The sequence below is a fragment of the Lentzea sp. NPDC058436 genome, assembly GCF_042721515.1.
Lineage (GTDB): Bacteria > Actinomycetota > Actinomycetes > Mycobacteriales > Pseudonocardiaceae > Lentzea.
In genome coordinates this window covers 176,232-200,332 of the sequence record NZ_JBHXLF010000005.1, presented here as the reverse complement: position 1 = coordinate 200,332, position 24,101 = coordinate 176,232, and the positions used below count along the sequence as shown (strand labels likewise).

Below are 24,101 nucleotides of genomic sequence, written 5' to 3'. Positions count from 1 at the left end.
ACCACTCGGCGGCGGACGGGTGGTGGGTTCACCGCACCCTCGTCACGGTCCCGCGGGAGGATCAACGGGATCATGTCGTCGTGGTTGTCGAAACGCGCCGACCGCGTTCGTACAAGGGGCGAGAGGAGACCACGATGACCCAGAAGTACCTGCTCAGCATCTACCAGCCCGACGGCGAGGCCCCGCCGCCCGAGGTGCTCGACCCGATCATGACGAACCTCGCCGCGCTGAACGAGGAGATGCAGGCGAAGGGCGCGTGGGTGTTCGCCGTCGGCCTGCACCCGCCGTCGACCGCGACCGTCCTCAGTGCGAAGGACGACGACGTGCTGATGACCGACGGGCCGTTCGCCGAGGGCAAGGAGCACATCGGCGGCTTCACGGTCGTCCAGGCGGAGGACCTCGACGAGGCGCTCGAATGGGGCCGACGGCTCGCGGGCGTGCTCAGTCCGCTGTCGATCGAGGTCAGGCCGATCGCGTACTGATGATCGAGGAGGTCTTCCGGGCCGAGTACGGCCGTGCGGTGTCCGTCCTGACCCGCGTCCTCGGGGACATCGACCTCGCCGAGGAGGCGGTGCAGGACGCCTTCACCACGGCCGCACAGCGCTGGCCCGTCGAAGGCGTTCCGCCTGCGCCCGCGGGCTGGATCATCACCACCGCCCGCAACCGCGCCATCGACAGGCTGCGCCGCGAGGCCAAGGGCCACGAGAAGCACGCGCAGGCCGAACTGCTGCGCCACGAACCGGAAGTGCGGGAGGTGGGGGACGTGGCCGACGACCAGCTGCGGCTGATCTTCACCTGCTGCCACCCGTCACTCGCGCCGCAGGCCAGGGTCGCGCTGACGCTGAAACTGCTCGGCGGCCTGAGCACGGCGGAGATCGCCAGGGCGTTCCTGGTGCCGGAACCCACGATGGCGCAACGGATCGTGCGCGCGAAGGGCAAGATCCGCGCGGCCCGCATCCCGTACCGGGTGCCGCGCGACGCCGACCTGCCTGACCGGCTGAAGGCCGTGCTCGCCGTCGTCTACCTGATCTTCAACGAGGGCTGGCTCGACAGGACCGATCTCGCGGACGAGGCGATCCGCCTGGGCCGCGTGCTGGCGGAGCTCATGCCGGACGAGCCCGAGGTGTGGGGCCTGCTCGCGTTGATGCTGCTCGTCGCGTCACGGCGGGAGGCACGGCTGCGCGACGGCGAGATCGTGCTGCTGCGGGACCAGGACAGGGAGTTGTGGAACGCCGAGCTCGTCCGGGAGGGCCAGGACCTCGTCCGCCGCTGCCTGCGCTGGAACCGGCCGGGTCCGTACCAGGTCCAGGCCGCGATCAACGCCGTGCACAGCGACCCGCCGACCGACTGGCACCAGGTCGTCGCCCTCTACGACCAGCTGATGGCGCTCACGCCGAGCCCGGTCGTGGCACTGCACCGCGCCGTCGCGATCGCCGAGACCGAGGGACCACGAGCGGCCCTGCGCGAGGTCGACGCGCTCGACCTCGACCGCTACCACCTGTTCCACGCCGTCCGGGCGGACCTGCTGCAACGGCTGGGAGAAGACCCGAGGACAGCGCTGGAGGCCGCGCTCGACCGGGCCGAACACCCGGCGGAACGCGACCTCCTGCGCAAACGGCTACGGGGTCTCGGCGGGCTTGCGGCGGCGGACCAGCAGGATCACGCCGACGACCACCACGAGCGCGATCAGCAGCCACACCCAGATCGGCACGCCACCTGACTCGTCCGGCGCGGCCGACGGGGGAGTGGTCGACGCCGGCGCGCTGGTCGTGGTCGTCGTCGGAGCGGCGGCCGAACTGGTCGGTGCCGGGACGGTCATCGTGAACGTGAACTTGCCCGTCACGGTGTCGCCGTCCGCGGACTTGGCCGACCAGTCGACCGTGTGCACGCCGGACTTCGCCGCGGAGGTGTCGAGCGTCGCCGTGATGGTGGAGTCGACGGCGTTCGCCTGGGTGACGGGCACCTTGGCGCCGTCCGCTCCGGTGATGGTGATCGCGTCACCGTCCGGCAGGCTGATCGACTCGCTGAACACGAGCTCGATCGTCTTGGGCGGGGCCTCCAGGGTCGCGCCGGAGGCGGGGTTGCTGCTCTTGAGCTCGGCGTGGGCCTGCGCGGGGACGACGAAGGCCGTCGCGGTCAGCAGGGCCAGCACGAGCGCGCTGAAGTAACGCGTCACGTGCGCAGCGTAATGGCTCTGTCGATCAGTTCGGCAGACTCGGTTCGGACCGGTTCAGGGCGGGGACGAACGCCAGCCCGGCCGCGACCAGCGCGGCCACCCCGGCGGCGAGCACCGGCGCGAGCGGGGCCACCTCGTAGAGCAGCGTGCTCAGCATCGGACCGCCGAGGAACGTCAGCCCGCTCACGGCCGTGACCAGGCCCGCCATCACGCCCTGGTGCCGCGCTCCCACGCCGAGCGAGGCCGTCGCGCCGAACCCGGTGATCGCGAGGCCGACACCCAGCGACGACACCAGGAACCCCAGCGCCATCAACGCGGACGACGGCGCGACCGCCACGATCGCGTAGCCGGCCAGTGCGACCGGCGCGCCGATCACCAGCAGCCGGGCGGGAGACCACCTCAGCAACGGCACGAGCAGACCCTGCGCGACGAGGAGCCCGATGCCGGACGCGAACAGCAGGCCCTCGATCGAGCCGGAGCCCACGCGCGTGTCCAGCCGGTCGGCGGCCAGGTACACGACGGACGTCTGCACCAGCGCGAGCGACAGGTACAGGAAGAACCCGGCGCCGAACGCGGGCAACAGCAGCAACGGCTGGACGCGCACCGGTTCGTGCTGCTCGGCGGGAGGCGTCAGCGTGGTGAAGACCAGGAACGCGACCAGCAGCACGAGCACCGGCGCCACGTACAGCGGCAGCGACAGCGACGCGACCGCGAGCGCGCCACCGAGGACCGGTCCGACCAGCACGGCGAGTCCCTGGGCCGCGCCGACGAAGCCGACGGCACGGGTGCGCGCCGTCTCGCCGCGGGTCGACAGGCCCGCCACGGCGAGCGCGGAGACGAGCACCGAGGCGAGCCCGGCGGAGAACAGCACGCTGCGGAAGACCAGCACGAACGCGAACGCCACGTCGCCCGTCAGCGTCTCGTCGAGGCCGAACGTCACCGAGGCCGCGTACCCGGCCGTGCCCACGACGCACAGGCCGAGACCGACGAGCAGCACGGGGCGCAGCCCGACGGCGTCGATCAGCAACCCCCAGACCGGGCTCGCCAGCGTGATCGTCACGGACGCGATCGAGAACACCAGCCCCAGCTGGGTCGGGGTGAGGGACAGCACGCCGACGACGGGCGCGATGACCGAGGTCAGGACCTGGTGCACCGAGTAGACGACCAGCACGGCGGCCAGCAGCGGCGGCAAGGATCTGGGCACGCGTCCCCCTGGAGTTGCGGCGGAGCCGTGAGGGTAGATGAGGTTGATGAACGAACGGGTTGGTTTGGATCTCGATGCACCCGGGTATCCGCCGCCCGAACTGATCAACTGACCGAGGAGCGGTTTGGCTCGCGACCAGGCAGCGAGGACGGGCGAGGCGGCGGACCTGCCACTGGGCAGGCACAGGCCGTCACTCGCATCCGTCCGGCGGTGGGTGCGCCTGGAACTGGCGGGCGAGAACGCCGACGCGGTGGCCGACGTGTTGCTGGTGGTCAACGAACTGGTCAGCAACGCGTACCGGTACACGTCGGAACCGTCGTTCCTGCGCGTCGTCGTGGAGCTCAAGAAGATCCGCGTCGAGATCGCGCACGACGCCCGCGCCCATCCGCCGTTGCGCAAGGTGTCCCGTCCGCAGCGTGGGTACGGCCTGGTCCTGGTGGCCCGGCTGTCCGATCGCTGGGGAGTGGACAGGGCTCACGGAGGGACCGTGGTCTGGGCAGATCTGCCGAGGACGCCGTGAGGGAAGTTCGTAGGGTTTCGACGTGCGCGCCCTGGGGTATGGATCCCCCTGCCTTGAACGAACAGGGCGCCGGGAGATGCTGATGGGAATTGCAGGACGGTCCAGCGAACGAGTGGACCTCGTCCTACCGGAAGGTGTGCTGCCGCTCGCCGACGTGCGGGCGGAGGTGCGCCGCCTGCTGAGAGGACTGCACGAGAACGTCGTGGTCGACGTGATGGTCGTGGCGACGGAACTGGTGAGCAACGCGTACCACCACGCCGCCCCGCAGCGTGCCGCCCGCATCTTCCGCCTGCCTGAACGGGAGGTCGTGCGGGTCGAGGTCGACGACGGGACGCCCGGCCGTTTCCCCCAGCTCGGGCGGATCGGGTTCCTAGGGCGCCGGCAGCGCGGTCTGTTGCTGGTCAACGGTTTGGCGCAGGTGTGGGGGCACAACCGGTTCCCCGACTCCAAGACCGTGTGGGCGGACGTGTCGTCCGTCAGGTGAGGGTCTTGACGACGTAGGCGGCGGCTTCGGCGACGAGAGCCTCGTCGTATTCGGCGTCCGCGGACGCTTTGCTCGACATGACCGCGACGAGGAGCGGCTGCCGGTTCGGCGGCCACACCACCGCGATGTCGTTGACCGTGCCGTACGAGCCGGTGCCGGTCTTGCTCGCGACCCTGCTGCCCTCCGGCACCCCCGCCCGGACGCGCTTCGCCCCGGTCACCGAGCGCTCCAGCAGGTCGTTCAGGAAGTCGCGCTTCGCCGGTTCGAGCGCGTCACCGAGCACGAGCCGCCGGTAGTCCGTGCCGAGCGAGCGCGGGGTCGCGGTGTCCCTCGGGTCGCCGGGCGTGGCCGAGGTGATGTCCGGCTCGATCCGGTCCATCCTGGTCTCGGTGTCGCCGAGCTCGCGCAGGTACTTCGTCAGTTCCGCGGGGCCGCCGACGCTCTTGAGCAGCAGGTTGCCCGCCGTGCCGTCGCTGTACCGGACGGCGGCGTCGCACAGGTCGCGCAGCTTCATGCCCGTGCGGACGTTCTGCCGGGTGATCGCCGAGCTCTTCATCAGCTCGGCCTCGGTGTAGGTGACGACGGTGTCCAGGTGCGCCATCGGGTTGCGCTGCAGGACGGCGGCCGCGGCCAGGCCCTTGAACGTCGAGCAGAACGCGAACCGCTCGTCGGCCCGGTGCTCGATGGTCGTGCCGTTGTCGCTCAGCGCGTAGACGCCCAGGCGTGCGTCGAACTTCCTCTCCAGCTCGAACAACGCGTCGTGCCTGGTGGGCGCGGCACTGGTCGTCGTCGGCGCGCTGGTGCGGACCGGTTCGGTCACCGGAGGTGTGGCGCAGCCGGCGAGCGGGAGCAGGGCGAGGGTCTTCAGGACAGCACGTCGGTCGGCCACCCGTTCAGCCTATTAGGCTGGCGGGATGAAGGTTCTGTCCATCCAGTCCGTCGTCGCCCACGGTCACGTCGGGAACTCCGCGGCCGTTTTCCCGCTGCAGCGCATCGGGGTCGAGGTCGTCCCGATCCCCACCGTGGCGTTCTCCAACCACACCGGCTACGGCGCCTGGCGGGGCCCGCTGCTGCCGCCGTCGGACGTGGCCGAGATCCTGCTCGGGGTGGAGGAGCGCGGGGTCTTCCCGCAGGTCGACGCCGTGCTGTCCGGCTACCAGGGCGGAGCGGGCATCGCCGACGTGATCATCGACGCCGTGCGCCGGGTGAAGGACGCGAACCCGGCGGCGGTCTACGCCTGCGACCCGGTCATGGGCAACGCCAAGTCCGGCTGCTTCGTCGCTCCCGAGATCCCGGTGCTGCTGCGCGACAAGGTCGTGCCGGTCGCCGACATCATCACGCCGAACCAGTTCGAGCTCGGGTTCCTCACCGGCACCGAGCCCGCGAGCGTCGAGTCCACGCTCGCCTCCGCCGACCTCGCCCGCGCGATGGGCCCGTCGACCGTGCTGGTCACGAGCGTCGAACGGCCGGACCGCGAGGAGGGCACGATCGAGATGCTCGTCGTGGCCGACGCCGGGGCGTGGCTGGTGAGCACCCCGCACCTGCCGTTCAAGGCGAACGGGTCCGGCGACGTCACGGCGGCGCTGTTCACCGCCCACTACGTGCAGACGAAGGACGCGGCGCTGGCGTTGGAGCGCACGGCGTCGAGCGTCTTCGACCTGATCGACCTGACCTACCGCTCCGGTGAGCGCGAGCTGCGGCTCGTGCAGGCCCAGGAGTTCTACGCCGCGCCGCGGATGCAGTTCAAGGCCGAACAGGTGCGCTGACGCCGCCGCCGGGTCTGGCCGTGTCGATCGGCCAGACCTTGTGGCCGCCGTGATCCAGTGCCAGGTTGGGTGGATGCGGCGAACAACGGTGTTCGGTCTGCTGGCGGCGTGCGGTCTGCTGGCGGGATGTCTGGGGCAGACGCAGAGCGGTGATCAGGCGCGCAACGCCGACGCCAAGGAGATCACCCTGACGATCGTCGCCAACTCGGCGGTCGGCGGGAAGAACGCGCGCGGCGCGAACTGGATCCAGAGCTGGGTGATCCCGAGGTTCACCGAGCTGCAGAAGGCCAAGGGCGTCACCGCGACCGTCAAGTTCGAGCAGAACGGCGCCGGTGACGAGGACTTCAAGACCAAGGTCGCGCTCGACCTGAAGACCGGCGGTGGCGGCGACGTCATCGAGATCGACGGCATCTGGCTCGGCGAGTTCGCGCAGGCGGGGCAGATCAAGCCGCTCGCGGACGTCGTCGGGAACACCGACTGGGACGGCTGGGACCAGATCCCCAAGGCCGTGCAGGGACTTGGCGAGTTCGACGGCAAGCGGTACGGCGTGCCGATGGGCACGGACGGGCGTGTGCTGTTCTTCAACAGGAAGCTGTTCGCGCAGGCCGGGTTGCCCGCGGACTGGCAGCCCCGGAGCTGGCAGGACGTGCTCGACGCGGGCGCGAAGCTCAAGGCGCTGCCCGGTGTCACACCGATCCAGCTCAACGCCGGCGCCGCGATGGGCGAGGCCACGACCATGCAGGGCGTGCTGCCCGCGTTGGTCGGCACGGGCAAACCCATCTACGACAACGGGAAGTGGCAAGGGGATTCCGCCCAGCTGAAGGACGTTCTGGGGCTGTACCAGAAGGTCTACGGCGGCGGGCTCGGCGATCCGGTGCTGCAGCAGGAGGCCAAGGGCCGCGACCGGTCGTTCCAGCTGTTCAGCGAGAACAGGATCGGCATCCTGCTGGAGAGCGACTACTTCTGGCGTTCCGTGGTGGAGCCCAAGAACGGCGTGGCGAAGATGGCCGACCGCGACACCGCCGTCGGGTGGGCGCTGGTCCCGGCGAAGCAGTCCGGATCCGGTGTGGGCGGGCAGGACTTCGTCAGCATGTCCGGCGGTGGCGTGCGGGTGATCAACCCGAACACGCAGTACCCCAGGCAGGCCTGGGAGTTCCTGCAGTTCCTCAACTCCGCCGAGGCCGTCAAGGAGTCGCTGGCGGGCACGGCGCAGCTCACACAACGGCAGGACGTCAACGACGAGGTCCTCAAGGGCGACCCGATGCTGACGTTCATCGCCGAGAAGGTCCTGCCGATCACCCGGTACCGGCCGGGGCTCGCCGACTACCCGAAGGTCTCGGCGGCGCTGCAGCAGGCGACGGCGGACGTGGTGGCGGGCAAGAGTCCGGACGAGGTGGCCACGGCTTATCGCACGGCGCTGGTGAAGGCCGTCGGCGAGGGCAACGTTGGATAGCTCCGGGCTGGGCGTGCGGCGCGCGGTCGGGTTCGTCGCGCCCGCGCTCGTGCTCATCGGGGTGTTCCTCGTCTTCCCCGCGCTCTGGACGCTCTACATCGGCATCACGAACTACCAGCTCACCGGGCCCGCGGCGGCCAACCCGCAGGTCGTCGGGCTGGACAACGTCGTGGAGGCCGTGCGCGACCCGTTGTTCACGAACTCGTTGTGGCTCACGGCGTTGTTCGTGCTCGGGTCGGCGGTGATCGGGCAGAACCTGCTCGGGTTCGCGCTGGCGTGGCTGCTGCGGACGGTGCGGCCAGGCCTGCGGCGGACCGTCGAGGGGCTCGTGCTGCTCTCGTGGATCCTGCCGGGCACGGTGGTGGCGTACCTGTGGTTCGCGGTGCTGAGCCGCGACACCGGCACGCTGGGCATGCTGCTCGGCTCCCCGCAGACGGCGTGGCTCGTGCAGTACCCGATGACGAGCCTGATCATCTTCAACGTCTGGCGCGGCACGGCGTTCTCGATGCTGCTCTACACCTCGGCGCTGGCCGCCGTGCCGCCGTCGCAGTTGGAGACCGCGCGGCTGATGGGCGCCTCCGGGTGGCAGACCGTGCGGGACGTGGTGTTCCCGCACATCCGCGGCCACGTGCTCACGAACACGCTGCTGATCAGCCTGTGGACGGCCAACGACTTCACGCCGTTCCTGCTGACCGCCGGCGGCCCGAACCACCAGTCCGAGGTGCTGCCGGTGCTGATCTACCGGCAGGCACTGGAGGGTGGTCAGCTCGGGTACGCGTCCGCGATGTCGATGCTGTTGCTGGTGGGCAACCTCGCCATCGCCCTGGTGTACCTGAGGCTCCTGCGGAGGCGGGCATGAGTCCTCTGTGGATCGTCCGGCGGATCGGGTTCTACGTGCTGGTCACGCTGGTGTTGGCGTTCTTCGCGGTGCCGATGCTGTGGCTCGCGTCGGCGCCGTTCGACTCGAAGCCAGGACTGGGGCTGCGCTGGCCGGACTGGACGTTGCGGAACGTCGTGGCGACCTTCGAGCACCCGTACGCGCTGACGTCGTTGGTGAACTCGCTGGTGCTGTGCGTGATCGCGACCGTGGTGACGACGGTGCTGGCAGCTCTGGCGGCGTACGCGTTGTCACGGGTGCGGATTCCCGGCCGGGATCTGTTGCTGTACCTGCTGTTGCTGCTGTCGTCGGTGGTCACCGGCACGGCCGCGATGGTGCCGATCTTCGTGATGATGCTGCAGCTCGGGCTGATCAACTCGCAGTTCGGCACGGCGCTGGTGATCGCGGGCGGCATGCTGCCCGCGGCCATCTTCATCCTGAAGGACTTCATGGACGCCGTGCCGCGCTCGTACGAGGAGTCGGCGCGGGTGTTCGGAGCCTCGCCCCGGCAGGTGCTGTCGCATGTCGTGCTGCCGGTCGCGCGGCCCGGTGTCGCGACGATCTTCGTGTGGGCGTTCGTCAACGCGTGGGGCAACTTCCTGCTGCCGTTCCTGCTGCTGCGCGATGTCGGCCAGCAGCCGGCCGCGGTGCTCCTGCGCACCCTCTACGACGAGGGCGGCAGCGCCAACCTGACGGTGATCCCGGTGTTCTCGCTGCTGTACTCGATCCCGGTGGTCGTGCTGTACCTGTTCGTGAACAAGCGGTACGGGTTCCGATTCCACGGAGGCATCAAGAGCTGATGGCGGGCATCACTGTCGAGGGTCTGTCCACCGTGTACCCCAACGGGGTGCGGGCGGTGGACGAGCTGGACCTGGAGATCGCCGACGGCGAGCTGTTCGCCCTGCTCGGCCCGTCCGGGTGCGGCAAGACCACGTTGCTGCGCACGATCGCAGGCCTGGAAGGTGCTTCTGACGGCGCGGTGTACATCGGCTCGCGCGAGGTGACGCGGCTGCAGCCCGGTGAGCGGCGGGTGGCGATGGTGTTCCAGGACTACGCGTTGTTCCCGCACATGACGGTCGCGGAGAACATCGCCTACCCGCTGCGGGTGCGGGGCGCCGCGAAGTCCGTGCAGCAGGAGACGGCCGCGCGGACCGCCGCCGGGCTGAGCCTGGGGGAGTTGCTGGAGCGGCGCCCCGGTCAGCTGTCGGGCGGCCAGCAGCAACGGGCGGCGCTCGCCCGTGCGGTCGCGGCGTCGGCCGAGGTGCTGCTGTTGGACGAGCCACTGTCCAACCTGGACGCGCGATTGAGGTTGGAAGCGCGGACATTCCTGAAGAAGCTGCAACGGGAACTGGCGTTGACGACGGTGTTCGTCACGCACGACCAGGCCGAGGCACTGGCGCTGGCCGACCGGATCGCGGTGATGGACGCGGGCCGGATCCGGCAGATCGGCACGCCGCGCGAGGTGTTCCAGCGGCCCGCCGACACGTTCGTCGCGAACTTCATCGGGTCGACGCCCATGAACCTGGTGCCGCGCGGCTCGGAGATCGTCGGCGTGCGGCCTGAGTACCTTTCGCCTGCCGCCGAAGGGTTGTTCACGGGTTCGGTGTCCATTGTGGAGAACCTCGGGGTGACGTCGCTGGTGACGCTCGACTGCGGTGACGACCAGATCGGGTACGTCGTGCCCGAGGACGACGAGCCCGCTGTCGGCACGACAGTGACCGTGGACGCCCCGCCCGCGCGGGTTCTGCGTTACGACAAGGAGACCGGCCTACTCGTGAGGTGACGATGTTCCAGACCGACGGCTACGAGACGCACTCCGGTGTGCTGGCCCCGGCGAAGTTCGAGGCGCTGGCCGCGCACTTCGAAGCGAAGCTGGCGGCCCTGCCGGAGGGGCAGCGGCCAGAGCACATGGACGTGCCGCACCTGACCGACCCGGCGCTGTTCGAGTGGCTGCTGGACCCCGGCGTGCTGGACCTGGTCGAGTCGCTGATCGGCCCGGACATCGCGCTGTTCTCGTCGCACTTCATCTGCAAGCCCGCCGGCGACGGCAAACCCGTGCCGTGGCACCAGGACGCGCACTTCTGGCGCGACAGCATCTCGCCCGCCTCGGACGCGATCACCGTGTGGCTCGCCATCGACCCGTCGACCGTCGAGAACGGCTGCCTGCGGGTGATCCCCGGCAGCCACCTCGCGGCCGTCGAGCACACCGGCACCGAGGACTCGTTCTTCAACCAGGAGACGGCGGTCGACGAGTCGCGTGCCGTCGACGTGGAACTGGAGCGCGGGGCGTGCAGCGTGCACTCCGCCATGCTCGTGCACGGCTCGCCGCCGAACCGCAGTGGACTGCGTCGCTGCGGCTACACCATGCGGTACATGCCGACGACGGTCCGGTTCCTGAAGGCCGGCGACCACAGGATCTACCTCGCGCGCGGCCGTGACCACGCGGGCAACACCTACAGCCCCATCGGGACCTGACCGCCGAAACTAATGGCCGCTAATCGAAAAATCGATTCAGTCGTCTCTTGCGATCCTTCACCTTGACCGCTGTGAGGACCGGACATAGCGTACTGGAAAGCGCTTTCCGACCTCAGGGAGCCCGATGGACAAGGTTCAGGCCGACCGGTGGCGGGGCGTCGTGGAGCGGACGTGGCGCCCTGCCGCACTGCTCGCCGCGTGCCTCGCGATCTGGCACCTCATCACCGTCACCGGCCTGGTCGAGGCCTACCTCGTGCCGTCACCGGCGAAGACCTTCGGCCTGCTCGTGGACAGGTGGTCGTACCTCTGGGGCCACACCTGGGTGACCACCTACGAGACGGTCCTCGGGTTCCTCGTCGCGGGCGTCCTCGGCGTGCTGATGGCCGTCGCGATGGTCTACTCGCGGACGATCGAGAGCACGGCCTACCCGATCCTGCTGTTCGCGCAGGTCATCCCGAAGATCGCCATCGCGCCGCTGTTCGTGGTGTGGCTGGGTTTCGGCTTCGAGCCGAAGGTGATCGTGGCCGTGCTGATGGCGTTCTTCCCGGTCGTGATCTCCACGGTCACCGGCCTGAAGTCCGTCGACACCGAGATGCTCGACCTCGCGGCGACGATGGGCGGCGGCCCCGTCAAGACTTTCGTGAAGATCCGCTTCCCGGCCGCGCTGCCGCACCTGTTCGCGGGCCTGAAGGTCGCGGTCACGCTCGCCGTCACCGGTGCCGTGGTCGGCGAGTTCGTCGGCTCCAACGAGGGCCTCGGCTACGTGATCCTGCAGGCCAACGGCAACATGGACACCCCGATGCTGTTCGCGGGCCTGATCGTCATCTCCGTCGTGGGCGTCCTGCTCTTCCTGCTGCTCGACCTCGCCGAAAAGCTGCTGCTGCCGTGGCACGCCAGCCGGCGCGGCGCCGCCGTCACCACCCTTCTCGCGAAAGGCTGATCGATGAGGAAGCTGCTCGCAGGTCTGCTCCCCGCACTACTGGCGATCACCGCCTGCGGTGGGGGCGGCGGCACGACGTCCGGGTCCGGCGGTGAGGCCCGTGAGGTCACGCTGACCCTCAACTGGTACCCGTACGGCGAGCACGCGCCGTTCTACTACGGGGTCAAGCAGGGCATCTACGACAAGCACGGCATCAAGCTGAAGATCCAGGCGGGCCAGGGCTCCGGCAAGACCGTGACAGCCACCGGCGCCGGCCAGACCGACTTCGGCTGGGCCGACACGTCCGCGCTCGCCACGGCCGTCGAACAGGGCGTGCCGGCCAAGAGCATCGGCGTGTTCCTGCAGACCACCCCGGCCTCCGTGCAGTTCTTCACCGACAAGAACATCAAGTCGCCCTCGGACCTGAAGGGCAAGTCTGTCGCCACCACCGCGGGCGACGCGCTGACGAAGACGTTCCCGGCGTTCCTGAAGCAGAACGGCATGCAGGAGTCCGACGTCTCGATCCAGAACATCGACCCGGCGGGCAAGATGGCCGCGGTCATCTCGAACCGCACCGACGTGCTGCTCGGGTTCGCGTCCGACCAGGGCCCGACCATCAAGGAGAAGGCGGGCAAGGACGTCGGCTACCTGCGGTTCTCCGAGTTCGGCCTCAACTACTTCAGCAACGGCCTGCTGACGTCGAAGTCGATGCTGCAGAAGGACCCCGAGCTCGTTCGCAAGATGGTCGCGGCCACGCAAGAAGCCTGGGCGGAGGCCGAGAAGTCACCGGAGGCCGCAGCCGAGTCGATGAAGGGCGCCGCCGAGCAGCTGCCGTCACCGACCGTCGTGCTGGAGCAGTTCAAGACGACGCTGACTCTTCTGCACACCGACGCCACCAAGGGCAAGGCGCCGGGCGTCAACTCGGTGGACGACTGGAAGAAGACCATCGACACCTTCCAGAAGACCGGCATCATCAAGGAAGCGTCCGAACCGTCCGCGTACTGGGAAGAAAGCGTGGCACCCAAGGGATGACCGGCACCTTGACGACTCCCGCCGTCTCGATCGACGACGTATCCGTGCGCTTCCAGTCGAAGCGCGCGGAGGTGACCGCGATCCAGCAGGTCTCACTGGACGTCGCACCGGGCGAGTTCGTGTCCATCGTCGGCCCCTCAGGCTGCGGCAAGTCGACGCTGCTCAAATTGGTGTCCGGCCTGCTGAAGCCGTCGTCGGGCACCGTGACGCTGCTGGGCTCCCAGGTGAACGGCCCGCGCCACGACATCGGCTTCGTGTTCCAGCGAGCCGCCTTGCTGGAATGGCGTTCGGCACGCCGCAACATCCTGCTGCAGGCCGAGATGCGCGGCATGAACGCGGCCGAGGCGGGCAGACGCGCCGACGAGCTCATCGAGATGACGGGCCTGTCCGGCTTCGAGAACGCCCTGCCGCACGAACTGTCCGGCGGCATGCAGCAGCGCGTGGCGTTGTGCCGTGCGCTGCTGCACCAGCCGCGCGTGCTGCTGATGGACGAACCGTTCGGCGCGCTGGACGCGTTGACGCGCGAGCAGATGAACGTCGAGCTGCACCGGGTGTGGCGAGAGACCGGCACGACCGTGCTGCTGGTGACGCACTCGATCGCCGAGTCGGTGTACCTCGCCAACCGGGTGATCGTGCTGACGCAGCGGCCTGCGGTGGTGCACGAGGTGATCGAGGTGGACCTGCCTGGGAGTCGGGAGTACACGGCGACGATGGCTCGGCCGGAGTTCGCTTCGGCGACGGCTCGGATTCGGGACCTGTTGGGGGCGGCGACAGGGCGGGAGTGAGGGGCGCGGCAGGGGTGGTGCGGCTGTCGGGTTCGGGACAGGCCTGGCGGCCCTGCCCGCAGCGCCACCACGCCGCTGCCCGCAGCACCCCTGCTGGTGCACCCAGCGCCACCAGCAGGGGGTGTACGCAGCACGCCACGCCGGTGCCCGCCCCGCCCCCAACGGGGTTGCCCGCAACGCCCCGCGCCGTTTGCCCGCAACGCTCACGCCGTTGCCCGAAGCGGCCCCCGCCGTTGCCCCCAGCACCTCACGCCGCTGCCCAAGTGCCGCATGCCCCTGCCCGCAGCACCCCACACCATTGCCCGCGCCACCCCCAACGGGGGTTGTAACACCTCTATTAGCTGGGTAGCGTCCGAGTTCCGCCGCGTTGGAAAGCGCTTTCCGTCGCCGTGCCGGGGCACGGCCTGGCCCACAGGGTGGTGGGGATGTACCGACGCTTGTCCCGTTTGGCCATAACAACATTAGTGCTCTCCACGCTGTTCGTGCCCACAGCGGCAGCGCAGCAGGACGTGCCGATCGCCGACCCGCTGCCGACACCGGGCCCGTCCGGCATCGGCCTGGAGCTGACCGAGGTCGCGCAGCTGCCGAAGTCGCAGCCCGTGCCGCCACCGACCGACACCAGGCTGGTGCGGTACAACAGGATCAACTACCTCGGCGAGGTGCCGGACGGGTCGGGCCGGCTGTTCGTGCCCGACATGAACGGCAAGCTCTACCTGCTGGACAACGGGGTCCAGCACGCGTTCCTCGACCTCGGGGCGGCGGTCGGCCCGGACTTCCACACCCACAGGGGTCTGGGCAGCGGGTTCGGGTTCGCCGCGTTCCACCCGGACTTCCGGCGCAACGGCAAGTTCTACACCGTGCACACCGAGACCGGGTCCGCGCTGACCACCAAGAAGCCGGACCTGCCCTCGCCCAGCGCCGACGAGGTGCACGGCGTGATCACCGAGTGGACGGCCTCGGACCCGCGCGCGGACGTGTTTGCCGGCACGCGGCGCGAACTACTGCGGGTCGGGTTCGCGTCGTTCATCCACGGGTTCCAGGAGATCGGCTTCAACCCGACGGCGCGGCCGTGGGACGAGGACCACCACCTGCTCTACATCGCGTCCGGTGACGGTGGCATCGGCTATTCGACGACCTTGCCGCAGGACCTGAAGCTGCCGCAGGGCAAGATCCTGCGCATCGACCCCGCCGGCACGAACGGCGTCAATGGCCAGTACGGCGTGCCGCGCTCGAACCCGTTCGTCAACGACGACGCGCTGGGGGAGATCTACGCGTACGGCATGCGCGACCCGTACCGCTTCAGCTGGGACCCGGTGACGCGCCGGATGTTCATGGGGCACATCGGCGAGAAGGCCGTGGACTCGGTGTACGAGGTCCGCAAGGGTGCCAACCTGGGCTGGAGCGAACGCGAGGGCATCTGGGAGTACCGGCGCGGCGACCCGTCGTGCGGGGTGTTCCCGCTGCCCGCGGACGACGCGAAGTACGGCTTCACCTACCCGGTGACGGCGTTCGACCACAACCGCACCTCCGCCCAACGGCCGTGCGCGGACAGCGGGAACGCGTTGATGGGCGGCTTCGTCTACCGCGGTTCGAAGATCCCTTCGTTGCGCGGCAAGTACATCTACGGCGAGGGCGTCAAGGGGCTGCTCTACGTCGCCGACGAACGCGAGATGCGCGCCGGTCGGCCGATGGCCGTCTCGCGCGAGCTGATGGTCTACGCGAACGGGCAGCTCACGACGATGAAGGCGTTGGTCGGTGACCCGAACCGCGTCGACCTGCGCTTCGGTCAGGACGCCGCCGGTGAGCTCTACGTGCTGGCCAAGGCGAACGGCAAGATCTGGAAGGTGACGGGCGCCCGCGCCTTCGCCTCCTGCCGCGCCGGTCACGACTTCGTCCTGGGAGCGACTCAGGCGAGTTCGTGGCAGCCGGTGACGCCGGCGCTGTGGCAGTTCCCCGGACGTGAGGTCGTGCTGGCCGAACCCGGTGTCGCGCGTCCCGGCCCGCGCCGCCCGTTCGAGTACGCGGTGCTGTCGAAGGGACCGGCGTTCGGCTCGGTCCAGGTCGACGCCTCGGTGCGGCTGGACACGCCCGTCGCGGAGTCCAACCGGGACGTGATCATCGTGTTCGGCCACCGCTCCGACACCGAGTTCTACTACGCGCACCTCTCGTCGGACAACAAGATCTACCCGCACAACGGCATCTTCGTCGTCAACAACGCCGACCGCCTGCGCCTCGACCACCAGTGGGACGCCGTGCGCTCGGTCGGGGCACCTCCTGCCGTCACCGACACGGCGTGGCATCGCGTGCGGGTCAAGCATTGTGCGGACAGCGGGGAGATCGCCGTCTACGTGGACGGCTCGCCGTACCCGCAGATGACCGCCGCGGACAAGACGTTCGCCTCGGGTCGTGTCGGCTTCGGCTCGTTCGACAACGTCGGCAGGCTCCGCGACCTGCGCGTGCAGGGCAAGGGCATCCGATGAGGGCGGCCGTTCTCGGAGTCACCGCGGCTCTTCTCCTGGGACTGGCCGCGCCTGCTCAGGCGTTCGGCCCGGTGCTGCCATCGCTGTCCCGCAACCTGGTGTCGTACTACGACTTCGAACACCCGGTGCGCGGCGACAAGGCCCTGGAACAGGACAGGGGCCGCTCGGGTACGCCGCTGCGACTGATCAACGGCGGCGCGGACATGCGCGTGCGCGACGGGGTGTCCAGCCGGACTTCGGTGCAGCTGGGCCAGATCAACCCCGCCACAGCAGGCAACGACGACTGGAAGGCCGGTCTGTACAGCGAAACCGGCGTGCCCTCGCTGAGAGCGTTCAACGGCACGCGCCAGGCGTCGATCCTGGGCTGGGTGAAGATGACGGGCCAGAACCCGGCCCCGAACTCGAACACCGCCGACCCGGCGGACCTCTACAACGCGATCGGCCTGGCCGGCGTCCTGACCGGCGACTCCAACGGCCACGCGGTCCGTGCGCTGCTGGAGCTGATCCAGGTCGGTGGCGAACTGAAGCTGGTGGCACTCGCGCGAAGGATCGACGGCGGTGACTCGCAGACGTTCGCCGCCACCGAACCGTGGCAGGAGCTGTTGCCGCAGAACGAATGGGTGCACCTCGCGGCGACGTTCGACTTCGACACCGGCGCGATGGCGTTGTACCGCAACGGAAGGCCGCTCGACGGCAGCTACGTCACCGCCGGTGACCCGTGGAAGCTCGAAGGTGAACCGGAACCCGACCTCGCGTCGGCCACGGACCCGCGCGGCTACAAGATCGGCGGCAGCTACCCGCAGAACACCCGCGAGAACAACCCCTGCAACTGCCGGATGGACAGCCTGATGTTCCTGGACCGGGCTGTCCATCCGCGGGAGGTGAACCTCCAGTACCGCTGGTCGAGCTAGTCGAACACCGTCACGCCCTGGGCGGCCGGCTGCATCGTCCCGACCTTGGCCTCGCTCACCTTGAGCTTGGTCAGGTCGGCGATCGGCTGGCCGTCCGTCCCGATGAACGTCACCTTCACCGGCGTCATCCCCGGCAGTTCGGCCGTCATCTCGTTGATGGCGAACGAGTTCGCGTCGTTCTCCACGTCGAGCAGCACGCCGGCGAACGCCGTCTGGCCCGGCTGCAGCGTGATCGACGGGCCCTCTCCCGGCACGAGCTTCTGCTCGACCGGGATGGCGGCGGGCTCGTTCGCGGGGTTGGTGAAGGCGAGCTTCGGCCAGCCCTGGAACGTGATCGGCGCGCCGCTCTGGTTCGTCGCGGTGAGCAGGCCCAGGCCGGGCTTGCCCTGCATGGTCAGCTCGGCCTTCACCGCGGCCTGCTGCTTGTCGCCTGAAGAAGCAGAGGAAGCGGAGGCGGCGGACGTGGGTGTGGCCGAGCCGGTTGTGGACGCAGCCTGACCCTGGGGCGCGGAGCTCGACGTTCCGCAGGCCGTGGCGCCGACCGCGAGAACGGCGGCGAGGATCGTGAGACGCATGCGTGGACCCCTTACCGGTGGATCGTGTTGATCTCCATCGAATAGCCAGGTGCAGGGGTCCCGCAAACCAGCACCGCTCGATCGTGTGTCAGAGAGTGGCGAGCCTCACCGCCTTGGCCATCGCCTCGAACCCCTTGTCACCGGGGTGCAGGTGGTCGCCCTCGTCGTAGTCCGGCCTGATCCGCTGCGGGTCCGCCGGGTCGCGGATGACCTGGTCGAAGTCGACCACGGCGTCGAAGTCGCGGCTGGTCCGGATGAACGCGTTGACGGTCTGGCGGACCTGCTCCAGCTCCTCGGTGTAGCTGTTCCAGCCCTTGAACGGCGTGATCGTCGCGCCGACGACCCGCAGGCCGCGGTCGTGGGACCGAGAGGCGATCTGCTTGAGCGCCGCGATGATCTTGGCCGGGTCGGTCTGGTGCGGGGTCTGCTGGATGTCGTTGATGCCCTCGAACACGATCACCGTGCGGACGCCGGACTGGGTGAGCACGTCTCGGTTCAGCCTGGCCAGGGCGTTGACGCCGGCACCGCCGCCGTCGAGCAGGAGCCGGTTGCCGCTGATACCGGCGTTCAGCACGCCCAGGCGCTTGTTGACGCGGTCGGCGAGCTGGTCGGGCCAGCGCAGGTTCGCGCCGAACGTGGAGTTCGCGCCGTCGGTGATCGAGTCACCGAGCGCCACCACGCTGCCCTGCAACGTCGACGACCGAACGTCGACGCCCGAGACGTAGTGCCAGTTCGTGGTGCGTTCGCGGAACGCGAGGGCGGACTCGTCGGTCGTGTGGTTGCCGTCGCGGGTGAAGTACGAGTTCTGCATGGTCAGGTTGTGATAGGTGACCGGGCCGCCGGGCTCGGGCGTGTAGACGCTCACCAGCAGGTCCGAGTCGGCCGGGACGGTGAGGGCCACGCCGTCGCTGACCACGTCGGCGCCGGGCGGGGCGGTGATGGCCTGCGAGCCGCCGAACGTCAGGGTGCGCACGGTGCCGGGTAGCGCCAGGGGTGTGTCCGGGCCGGCCGCGCGGGCGACCGTGACCTGGCTGAACAGCACGGGAGTGCGGCCGAACGCGTTGGAGAGCCGGACGCGGATCTCCTTGCCGCCCGCGCTGACGTGCACGATGTTGCGGATCGTGAAGTTCACATAACCGTTGTCGGTGCCGGGCACGGCCGAGGACGGTGCGGCCGCCCACGTGCCGACCCATCTGGGAGGTGCGGCCTGTGCGGGGGAGGCCGCGGCCACGAGCAACGCCACTGCCAGCAGAAAGCGCGTCATGTCCTCGACCTTGGCAGCGCTCCCACACGTCCGGTATCCGCCGATCTTCGGTTCTATGCTGGCGTGCGTGTGGAACGGGGCCGAGTACCAGCGCAGGTTCGACTCTCTCGCCGAGTCCGGGATGGACGTGCACGGGGAGGCGACGTTCGTGCGCGCGTTCGCGCCCTCGTCCGTGCTGGACGCCGGGTGTGGCACGGGCAGGGTCGGGATCGAGCTCGCGAGGCACGGCATCGAGGTGGTCGGGGCAGACCTCGACGAGTCGATGCTCGCCTACGCGCGCAAGCAGGCGCCGGACATCACGTGGGTGCGGTCCGATCTGGCCGAACTGGATCTGGGGCGCACGTTCGACGTCGTCGTGATGGCGGGCAACGTGCCGCTGTTCACCCCGCCCGGCACGCAGGCCGCGCTCGTCGCGGGCGTCGCGAGGCACGTCGGGAACGTCCTGATCGCCGGGTTCAGCCTCGATCGCGGCTACACCGTCGAGGACTACGACGAGCACTGCGCCCAGGCCGGGCTCACGCTGGTCGAGCGGTTCGCGACCTGGGACCGCAAACCGTTCGAGGGCGGCGACTACGCGGTCACGGTGAGCCGGTACGCCTGAGCCGCCGCCTCGACGAAGTCGCGGGTGAGCGGGTCGTCGCGCGTCCACGCGATCACGACGGGGCTGGGCGCCATGTCGGTCAGCGGCACCACCACGAGCCCGTCCAGGTCGTGGCCGAGCGGGGCCAGGCCCACGGAACCGTTCCACAGCACGGACTGCACGCACTCCTGCACCGCGCGGACGGTCGGGCCGCTGCGGGGTTTGCCGCCGTTCCAGTAGTTCCGCCACACCTCGTCGGTGCCGTCCGGGAACTGGAACCAGTCGCGGCCGTCCAGGTCGTCGGTGGTGATCTGCCCGCGGGCGGCGAGCGGGTCGTCCGGCCGCAGCACCGCGCCGACCGGATCCCGGTGCAGGACAAGGGTTTTCAGGCCGCTGTCGTCGAACGGTCCGCGCGTCAGCGCGACGTCGACCTGGCCGGTGCGCAGGCCGCACGTGGGGTCGGTCAGGTCGGTCTCCCGCACGCGGATCTCGACGTCCGGGTGCCTGAGCCGGAACGCTGCGGCGAGTCCGGCGGCGTGGTCGCCGAGCATGCCGACGGTGATCGTGGTGCGCGCGAGCTTGGCGCGGATGCGGTCGGCGTGCTCCAGCAGCGCCTTCGCCTCGGCCAGCAGGACGTGGCCCGCGTCGGTCAGCGCGACGCCGGCGGGGGAGCGGTGCAGCAGCGTGGTGCCGAGGTCGTTTTCAAGGTGCTTGATCGCCCGGCTGAGCGGCGGCTGGCTCAGGTGCAACCGGCGTGCGGCGCGGCCGAAGTGCAGCTCCTCGGCGACCGCGACGAAGTAGCGCAGGGTCCGCAGCTCCATGATCAGGCACGATACTCGCGCGGTATCGGGTGTGCGCACTTGGTCTTGGACGCACGGCACGCCTCGGCGGTGGAGTGGGGACATGAACCTCCCCGACCCCGTGGTCCACACCTCAGGCGCCGTCGAAGTCGCCCCGGACGTCCTGGTCATCCCCAACGAGCACGTCGGCCTGGTGCCCAACATCGGGATCATCGGCGGCACCGAGGCCGTCCTCGTGGTGGACACGGGACTCGGCCGCACCAACGCGTCGGACGTGCGCGCGTTCGCCGAGGAGGTGGCGCGCGGCCGGCGGATCCACCTGACGACGACGCACTTCCACCCCGAGCACGCGTTCGGCGCGTCCGCGTTCGAGAACTACGTGGTGAACCGCGCGCAGGCGGAAGACCTGCGCCGCAAGGGATCCGGCTACCTGGAGATGTTCCGCGGCTTCGGAGGGGCGGTCGCGCAACGGCTGGCCGACGTCGAGGTGCCGGTGCCGGACGAGGTGGTCGACGGCGTCCACGTGCTCGACCTGGGCGGCCGGACGGTGCTGCTGCGGCCTACCGGGCGCGGGCACACGCTGGGCGACCAGGTCGTCGAGGTGCCGGACGCGGGCGTGCTGTTCACCGGCGACCTGGCCGAGACCGGGCAGTTCGCGATCTTCCCGTGGTTCCCGCCGCACGACACCGACGTCTCCGGCCTCGCGTGGATCGCGGTGCTGGACGGGTTGATCGCGTCCGGACCCCGGATCGTGGTGCCGGGGCACGGGTCGGTGGGCGGCGTGGGGGTGTTGCAAGGAGTTCGGGACTACCTGGGGGAGCTGCGGGACGAGACGTGGCGGCGGCGCGACTCCGCGACGGGCCTGGACGAGATCGTCGCCGAGGTGCGGGCGGTGCTGGTCGGGCGGCATCCGGAGTGGACCGGGCAGGAGTGGATCGAGCCCGGCGTGAGCTGCCTCTGCGCAGAGCAACCCGCTCGATAACTTCAGTGTTGACTAAAGATAGTCGTCACCGAGGCGCTCGCGGATGACCTTCTTGGGCACGCACATGACCCACGCCCCGATGACGAGCTCGGTCATCTCCTCGACGTCGAGCTCGGCCATCGAGGCGTGCACCCACTGGAAGCGCATGTCGGACTGGCTCGGGAACGCGAACTTGACCGGGTCGCTCGCGACGAGCGCCTCCCGTTCCTCGCGCGGGTAGCCGAGGCCCAGCACCGTCTCGTCGCGGGACAGGGCCGCGTAGACGATCTGGCCCACGCGGAACTTCACGCGGTCCCGGATGAGGTGCTCGGTGGTGCGCGGCAGCGTCTGGGCCACGGCGCGGATGTCGGCGACGGTCACCATCGGACCATCCTGCCGCACGCGACCGGTGAAAGGAGTTACTTCAGGCAAATTCGGCAAACCGCCGTGAATCGGACAATAGTGATCAAGAACGCTTTCGTTCTTCAATCATTTCGTCACGGCGGTTGCGTCTCAATTCGAATTTGCGTGGTCAACGAAAGGGGCCTGAAGACCGCTTTTCGCCAGTAGTTGGCAGCTGCTTGACCTGCGTGTACGCCCTTCCGGGCGCGGAGTCGGCCCGGTGGCGTCCCGAATGGTTCGGCGGGAATATTTCTGGCCGATGAGAGCGCGGCCACACTCCACTTCCCCATTTCACCCGATCGGGTGAAAAGTAACTTCATGAACATCAAGCGGTCACTTCCGGCTGTTCTTCCGCTCGTGCTCACCGCGGCCTTCTTCGCGGGTGGTCCTGCCGAGTCGGCGACGCCGAAGCAAAGCCCCGTCAACGTCACGCCGAACGCGATCCGGTTCGACCCGCACGCGCCGAAGCTCGACGTCTCCTACGGGCACTCCGCGCTGGAGCTGAAGTACATCCGCAAGGACACGGCCGACGACAACGGCTGCACGATCCGCAACCACGAGGAGACCGAGGAAGCCGAGGTCGAACCGGGCGCGGGTCACGTCACGGTCGCCGGCACGAGATACGACCTGGTCCAGTTCCACTTCCACACGCCGTCCGAGCACCAGTTCGGCGGCCGCACCACGCCGCTCGAGATGCACCTCGTGCACCGCAGCGCCGCCGGCAAGTTACTCGTCGTCGGCGTTCCGCTGGTCGTCGGCTCGCACTCGGTCGTGGACGACGTGCTGGCCAGGCTCTCGCCGGAGTGCGGGGCGCCGGTCGACATCTCGCCGATCGACCTCAACCGGCTGCTGCCGTCGGGTCACCACACGCTGCACTACACCGGCTCGCTCACGACGGCGCCGTTCACCGAGGGCGTCGAGTGGTACCTCACCGGTGAGCAGCACGTGACGGCCGCGACCATCGCGCGCTTCAAGGGCCTGTTCACGGCGGGCAACGCCCGTGCGACGCAGCCGCTCAACGGGCGCACGCTGGTGGACGTCCCGCGCATCTGAGGTCGTCACCGAAGCGAAGGCCGGTCCCGGCGCTGGGACCGGCCTTCTTCGCGTCCGAGGGCCGCGTGACGCGCTTCACCGATTCACGAGTCGCATGCAATTGCCCGCGTGTGCAACTATTGCCCACGCCGACAACCTACGACTTCAAGGACTGTGTGACATGCCTGTCGCTCTGCTCGCCCTCGCGATCAGCGCCTTCGCCATCGGCACGACCGAGTTCGTGATCATGGGGCTGCTGCCCGAGGTGGCGACCGACCTCGGCGTCTCGATCCCGAGCGCGGGTCTGCTGATCTCCGGCTACGCGCTCGGCGTGGTGATCGGCGCGCCGTTGCTGACCGTGCTCGGGGGACGCCTGCCGCGCAAGAAGATGCTGCTCGGACTGATGGTGCTGTTCATCGCGGGCAACCTCGTCTCGGCGCTCGCGGACACCTACGGCGTGCTCATGAGCGGGCGCGTGATCGCGGCGCTCGCGCACGGCGCGTTCTTCGGCATCGGCTCGGTCGTCGCCGCTGACCTCGTTGCGCCGCAACGCAGGGCGAGCGCCATCGCGTTGATGTTCACCGGTCTGACCGTGGCGAACGTTCTGGGCGTGCCGATGGGCACGGCGCTCGGCCAGGCGCTGGGCTGGCGCTCGACGTTCTGGGCGGTGACCGCGCTCGGCGTGATCGGCCTGCTCGGCATCGTCTTCCTGGTGCCGAAGCAGGAAGCGCAGCAGAGCAACTTGCGCAGCGAACTCGCCGTGTTCCGCAACCCGCAGGTGCGGCTCGCACTGCTGATGACCGCGTTCGGCTTCGCGGGCGTCTTCGCGTCGTTCACCTACATCGCGCCGATGATGACCGAGGTCGCGGGCTTCTCTTCCGGTGCCGTGACGTGGCTGCTGGTGCTGTTCGGCGTCGGCCTGTTCGCGGGCAACCTGCTCGGCGGCCGGGCGGCGGACCGGTCGGTGATGAAGAGCATCGTCGTCATCCTGATCTCGCTGGCCGCCGTGCTGACGGCGTTCGTGTTCACCGCGCACTCGCCGGTGCTCGCCGCCATCACGATCGTGCTGTTCGGCGCGGCCGGGTTCGCGACCGTGCCGCCGTTGCAGATGCGGGTCATGCAGACCGCGGAGGGCGCGCCCGCGCTGGCGAGCGCGGCGAACATCGCGGCGTTCAACCTCGGCAACGCCGCCGGCGCGTGGCTCGGCGGTCTCGCGATCGAGCGCGGTCTCGGCTACACCTCGCCGAACTGGATCGGAGCGCTGCTCGCGGTCGGCGGTCTGGTGGTGGCGGGCGTGTCGGTATTCCTCGACCGGCGTGTGAGCATCGGCACCGGTCGCGGGTCTTCTGAAGCGCGTCAGAAAGACCGTAAAGTGGTTCCAGTAGCTAACTAGTCCGCCGCTACT

At 69.4% G+C, this 24,101-nt stretch carries 26 protein-coding genes; 19 read left to right on the top strand and 7 right to left on the bottom strand.

Features of this window, described 5'->3' with window-relative positions:
* Positions 1–134: 134 nt before the first annotated feature.
* Together ACFWN2_RS22110 and ACFWN2_RS22105 are read left to right on the top strand one after the other, a co-directional pair.
* Complete coding sequence (locus tag ACFWN2_RS22110; RefSeq protein ID WP_382430050.1) at positions 135–482, top strand: YciI family protein; 348 nt, start codon at positions 135–137, stop codon at positions 480–482.
* Positions 482–1,720 (top strand): RNA polymerase sigma factor, encoded by a 1,239-nt coding sequence (locus ACFWN2_RS22105; protein WP_382430048.1) that lies wholly within the window; start codon positions 482–484, stop codon positions 1,718–1,720. The genes ACFWN2_RS22110 and ACFWN2_RS22105 overlap by 1 nt, the downstream gene beginning before the upstream one ends.
* On the opposite strand, the gene ACFWN2_RS22100 is transcribed toward ACFWN2_RS22105, so the two are convergent.
* Together ACFWN2_RS22100 and ACFWN2_RS22095 are read right to left on the bottom strand one after the other, a co-directional pair.
* Complete coding sequence (locus tag ACFWN2_RS22100) at positions 1,619–2,176, bottom strand: copper resistance protein CopC (protein WP_382430046.1); 558 nt, start codon at positions 2,174–2,176, stop codon at positions 1,619–1,621. The two genes, ACFWN2_RS22105 and ACFWN2_RS22100, sit on opposite strands and share 102 nt — an antisense overlap.
* Positions 2,177–2,201: 25 nt before the next feature.
* On the bottom strand, positions 2,202–3,380 hold the full coding sequence (locus ACFWN2_RS22095; protein ID WP_382430044.1) for an MFS transporter: 1,179 nt from the start codon (positions 3,378–3,380) through the stop codon (positions 2,202–2,204).
* A 124-nt stretch (positions 3,381–3,504) separates the two neighbouring features.
* Between ACFWN2_RS22095 and ACFWN2_RS22090 the strand changes: the two genes are divergently transcribed.
* Positions 3,505–3,900, top strand: a complete 396-nt coding sequence (locus tag ACFWN2_RS22090; RefSeq protein ID WP_382430042.1) for an ATP-binding protein — start codon at positions 3,505–3,507, stop codon at positions 3,898–3,900.
* An 82-nt stretch (positions 3,901–3,982) separates the two neighbouring features.
* Positions 3,983–4,384, top strand: a complete 402-nt coding sequence (locus ACFWN2_RS22085) for an ATP-binding protein (RefSeq protein WP_382430040.1) — start codon at positions 3,983–3,985, stop codon at positions 4,382–4,384.
* On the opposite strand, the gene bla is transcribed toward ACFWN2_RS22085, so the two are convergent.
* Entirely contained in the window at positions 4,377–5,273 is an 897-nt protein-coding gene (gene bla, locus ACFWN2_RS22080) for a class A beta-lactamase (RefSeq protein WP_382430038.1), read from the bottom strand. The genes ACFWN2_RS22085 and bla overlap by 8 nt on opposite strands.
* A gap of 25 nt (positions 5,274–5,298) precedes the next feature.
* On the opposite strand from bla, the gene pdxY reads away from it, so the two are divergent.
* The 11 genes from pdxY (at position 5,299) to ACFWN2_RS22025 (ending at position 17,082) form a co-directional block, all read left to right on the top strand.
* A complete protein-coding gene (pdxY, locus tag ACFWN2_RS22075) occupies positions 5,299–6,150 on the top strand; it encodes a pyridoxal kinase PdxY (protein WP_382430036.1) in 852 nt (283 codons plus the stop codon).
* Positions 6,151–6,223: 73 nt separating this feature from the next.
* The gene (locus ACFWN2_RS22070) at positions 6,224–7,603 is read left to right on the top strand and encodes an extracellular solute-binding protein (protein ID WP_382430034.1); all 1,380 of its coding nucleotides are present in this window, start codon (positions 6,224–6,226) and stop codon (positions 7,601–7,603) included.
* Positions 7,596–8,462, top strand: a complete 867-nt coding sequence (locus ACFWN2_RS22065; protein WP_382430032.1) for a carbohydrate ABC transporter permease — start codon at positions 7,596–7,598, stop codon at positions 8,460–8,462. Before ACFWN2_RS22070 ends, ACFWN2_RS22065 begins: the two co-directional genes overlap by 8 nt.
* Complete coding sequence (locus ACFWN2_RS22060) at positions 8,459–9,280, top strand: ABC transporter permease subunit (RefSeq protein ID WP_382430030.1); 822 nt, start codon at positions 8,459–8,461, stop codon at positions 9,278–9,280. Before ACFWN2_RS22065 ends, ACFWN2_RS22060 begins: the two co-directional genes overlap by 4 nt.
* Positions 9,280–10,263 carry an ABC transporter ATP-binding protein gene (locus ACFWN2_RS22055; protein WP_382430028.1) on the top strand — a complete coding sequence of 328 codons (984 nt, stop codon included), beginning with the start codon at positions 9,280–9,282 and terminating at the stop codon, positions 10,261–10,263. Before ACFWN2_RS22060 ends, ACFWN2_RS22055 begins: the two co-directional genes overlap by 1 nt.
* 2 nt (positions 10,264–10,265) lie before the next feature.
* Complete coding sequence (locus tag ACFWN2_RS22050) at positions 10,266–10,955, top strand: phytanoyl-CoA dioxygenase family protein (RefSeq protein WP_382430026.1); 690 nt, start codon at positions 10,266–10,268, stop codon at positions 10,953–10,955.
* 124 nt (positions 10,956–11,079) lie between these two features.
* Complete coding sequence (locus tag ACFWN2_RS22045; RefSeq protein ID WP_382430024.1) at positions 11,080–11,895, top strand: ABC transporter permease; 816 nt, start codon at positions 11,080–11,082, stop codon at positions 11,893–11,895.
* 3 nt (positions 11,896–11,898) lie between these two features.
* Entirely contained in the window at positions 11,899–12,906 is a 1,008-nt protein-coding gene (locus tag ACFWN2_RS22040) for an ABC transporter substrate-binding protein (RefSeq protein WP_382430022.1), read from the top strand.
* A complete protein-coding gene (locus ACFWN2_RS22035; RefSeq protein ID WP_382430020.1) occupies positions 12,903–13,691 on the top strand; it encodes an ABC transporter ATP-binding protein in 789 nt (262 codons plus the stop codon). Before ACFWN2_RS22040 ends, ACFWN2_RS22035 begins: the two co-directional genes overlap by 4 nt.
* Before the next feature lie 482 nt (positions 13,692–14,173).
* Positions 14,174–16,171, top strand: coding sequence for a PQQ-dependent sugar dehydrogenase (locus ACFWN2_RS22030; protein ID WP_382430018.1), 1,998 nt, complete (start codon positions 14,174–14,176; stop codon positions 16,169–16,171).
* Entirely contained in the window at positions 16,168–17,082 is a 915-nt protein-coding gene (locus ACFWN2_RS22025; protein ID WP_382430016.1) for a LamG-like jellyroll fold domain-containing protein, read from the top strand. The genes ACFWN2_RS22030 and ACFWN2_RS22025 overlap by 4 nt, the downstream gene beginning before the upstream one ends.
* Here ACFWN2_RS22025 and ACFWN2_RS22020 read toward each other — a convergent pair.
* Both ACFWN2_RS22020 and ACFWN2_RS22015 read right to left on the bottom strand, forming a co-directional pair.
* A complete protein-coding gene (locus ACFWN2_RS22020) occupies positions 17,079–17,657 on the bottom strand; it encodes a DUF4232 domain-containing protein (protein WP_382430014.1) in 579 nt (192 codons plus the stop codon). The genes ACFWN2_RS22025 and ACFWN2_RS22020 overlap by 4 nt on opposite strands.
* 88 nt (positions 17,658–17,745) lie before the next feature.
* Positions 17,746–18,921, bottom strand: a complete 1,176-nt coding sequence (locus ACFWN2_RS22015; protein ID WP_382430012.1) for an SGNH/GDSL hydrolase family protein — start codon at positions 18,919–18,921, stop codon at positions 17,746–17,748.
* Positions 18,922–18,988: 67 nt separating this feature from the next.
* On the opposite strand from ACFWN2_RS22015, the gene ACFWN2_RS22010 reads away from it, so the two are divergent.
* A complete protein-coding gene (locus tag ACFWN2_RS22010; protein ID WP_382430010.1) occupies positions 18,989–19,522 on the top strand; it encodes a class I SAM-dependent methyltransferase in 534 nt (177 codons plus the stop codon).
* On the opposite strand, the gene ACFWN2_RS22005 is transcribed toward ACFWN2_RS22010, so the two are convergent.
* Positions 19,492–20,322 carry a LysR family transcriptional regulator gene (locus ACFWN2_RS22005; protein WP_382430008.1) on the bottom strand — a complete coding sequence of 277 codons (831 nt, stop codon included), beginning with the start codon at positions 20,320–20,322 and terminating at the stop codon, positions 19,492–19,494. The genes ACFWN2_RS22010 and ACFWN2_RS22005 overlap by 31 nt on opposite strands.
* A gap of 82 nt (positions 20,323–20,404) precedes the next feature.
* Here ACFWN2_RS22005 and ACFWN2_RS22000 point away from each other — a divergent pair, with 82 nt between their 5' ends.
* Positions 20,405–21,283 (top strand): MBL fold metallo-hydrolase, encoded by an 879-nt coding sequence (locus ACFWN2_RS22000; RefSeq protein WP_382430006.1) that lies wholly within the window; start codon positions 20,405–20,407, stop codon positions 21,281–21,283.
* Positions 21,284–21,295: 12 nt separating this feature from the next.
* Here ACFWN2_RS22000 and ACFWN2_RS21995 read toward each other — a convergent pair whose 3' ends face one another.
* Entirely contained in the window at positions 21,296–21,646 is a 351-nt protein-coding gene (locus ACFWN2_RS21995; RefSeq protein ID WP_382430004.1) for an MmcQ/YjbR family DNA-binding protein, read from the bottom strand.
* Positions 21,647–21,982: 336 nt separating this feature from the next.
* On the opposite strand from ACFWN2_RS21995, the gene ACFWN2_RS21990 reads away from it, so the two are divergent.
* Positions 21,983–22,717, top strand: coding sequence for a carbonic anhydrase family protein (locus ACFWN2_RS21990; RefSeq protein ID WP_382430002.1), 735 nt, complete (start codon positions 21,983–21,985; stop codon positions 22,715–22,717).
* A 160-nt stretch (positions 22,718–22,877) separates the two neighbouring features.
* Complete coding sequence (locus tag ACFWN2_RS21985) at positions 22,878–24,089, top strand: MFS transporter (RefSeq protein ID WP_382430000.1); 1,212 nt, start codon at positions 22,878–22,880, stop codon at positions 24,087–24,089.
* Positions 24,090–24,101 lie beyond the last annotated feature (12 nt).

Bases quoted from the DNA above. Each gene is read 5' to 3' on its own strand.
- ACFWN2_RS22110 (WP_382430050.1), top strand. From the start codon at position 135: ATGACCCAGAAGTACCTGCTCAGCATCTACCAGCCCGACGGCGAGGCC.
- ACFWN2_RS22105 (WP_382430048.1), top strand. From the start codon at position 482: ATGATCGAGGAGGTCTTCCGGGCCGAGTACGGCCGTGCGGTGTCCGTC.
- ACFWN2_RS22085 (WP_382430040.1), top strand. From the start codon at position 3,983: ATGGGAATTGCAGGACGGTCCAGCGAACGAGTGGACCTCGTCCTACCG.
- pdxY (WP_382430036.1), top strand. From the start codon at position 5,299: ATGAAGGTTCTGTCCATCCAGTCCGTCGTCGCCCACGGTCACGTCGGG.
- ACFWN2_RS22070 (WP_382430034.1), top strand. From the start codon at position 6,224: ATGCGGCGAACAACGGTGTTCGGTCTGCTGGCGGCGTGCGGTCTGCTG.
- ACFWN2_RS22060 (WP_382430030.1), top strand. From the start codon at position 8,459: ATGAGTCCTCTGTGGATCGTCCGGCGGATCGGGTTCTACGTGCTGGTC.
- ACFWN2_RS22055 (WP_382430028.1), top strand. From the start codon at position 9,280: ATGGCGGGCATCACTGTCGAGGGTCTGTCCACCGTGTACCCCAACGGG.
- ACFWN2_RS22050 (WP_382430026.1), top strand. From the start codon at position 10,266: ATGTTCCAGACCGACGGCTACGAGACGCACTCCGGTGTGCTGGCCCCG.
- ACFWN2_RS22045 (WP_382430024.1), top strand. From the start codon at position 11,080: ATGGACAAGGTTCAGGCCGACCGGTGGCGGGGCGTCGTGGAGCGGACG.
- ACFWN2_RS22040 (WP_382430022.1), top strand. From the start codon at position 11,899: ATGAGGAAGCTGCTCGCAGGTCTGCTCCCCGCACTACTGGCGATCACC.
- ACFWN2_RS22035 (WP_382430020.1), top strand. From the start codon at position 12,903: ATGACCGGCACCTTGACGACTCCCGCCGTCTCGATCGACGACGTATCC.
- ACFWN2_RS22025 (WP_382430016.1), top strand. From the start codon at position 16,168: ATGAGGGCGGCCGTTCTCGGAGTCACCGCGGCTCTTCTCCTGGGACTG.
- ACFWN2_RS22020 (WP_382430014.1), bottom strand. From the start codon at position 17,657: ATGCGTCTCACGATCCTCGCCGCCGTTCTCGCGGTCGGCGCCACGGCC.
- ACFWN2_RS22015 (WP_382430012.1), bottom strand. From the start codon at position 18,921: ATGACGCGCTTTCTGCTGGCAGTGGCGTTGCTCGTGGCCGCGGCCTCC.
- ACFWN2_RS22005 (WP_382430008.1), bottom strand. From the start codon at position 20,322: ATGGAGCTGCGGACCCTGCGCTACTTCGTCGCGGTCGCCGAGGAGCTG.
- ACFWN2_RS22000 (WP_382430006.1), top strand. From the start codon at position 20,405: ATGAACCTCCCCGACCCCGTGGTCCACACCTCAGGCGCCGTCGAAGTC.
- ACFWN2_RS21995 (WP_382430004.1), bottom strand. From the start codon at position 21,646: ATGGTGACCGTCGCCGACATCCGCGCCGTGGCCCAGACGCTGCCGCGC.
- ACFWN2_RS21990 (WP_382430002.1), top strand. From the start codon at position 21,983: ATGAACATCAAGCGGTCACTTCCGGCTGTTCTTCCGCTCGTGCTCACC.
- ACFWN2_RS21985 (WP_382430000.1), top strand. From the start codon at position 22,878: ATGCCTGTCGCTCTGCTCGCCCTCGCGATCAGCGCCTTCGCCATCGGC.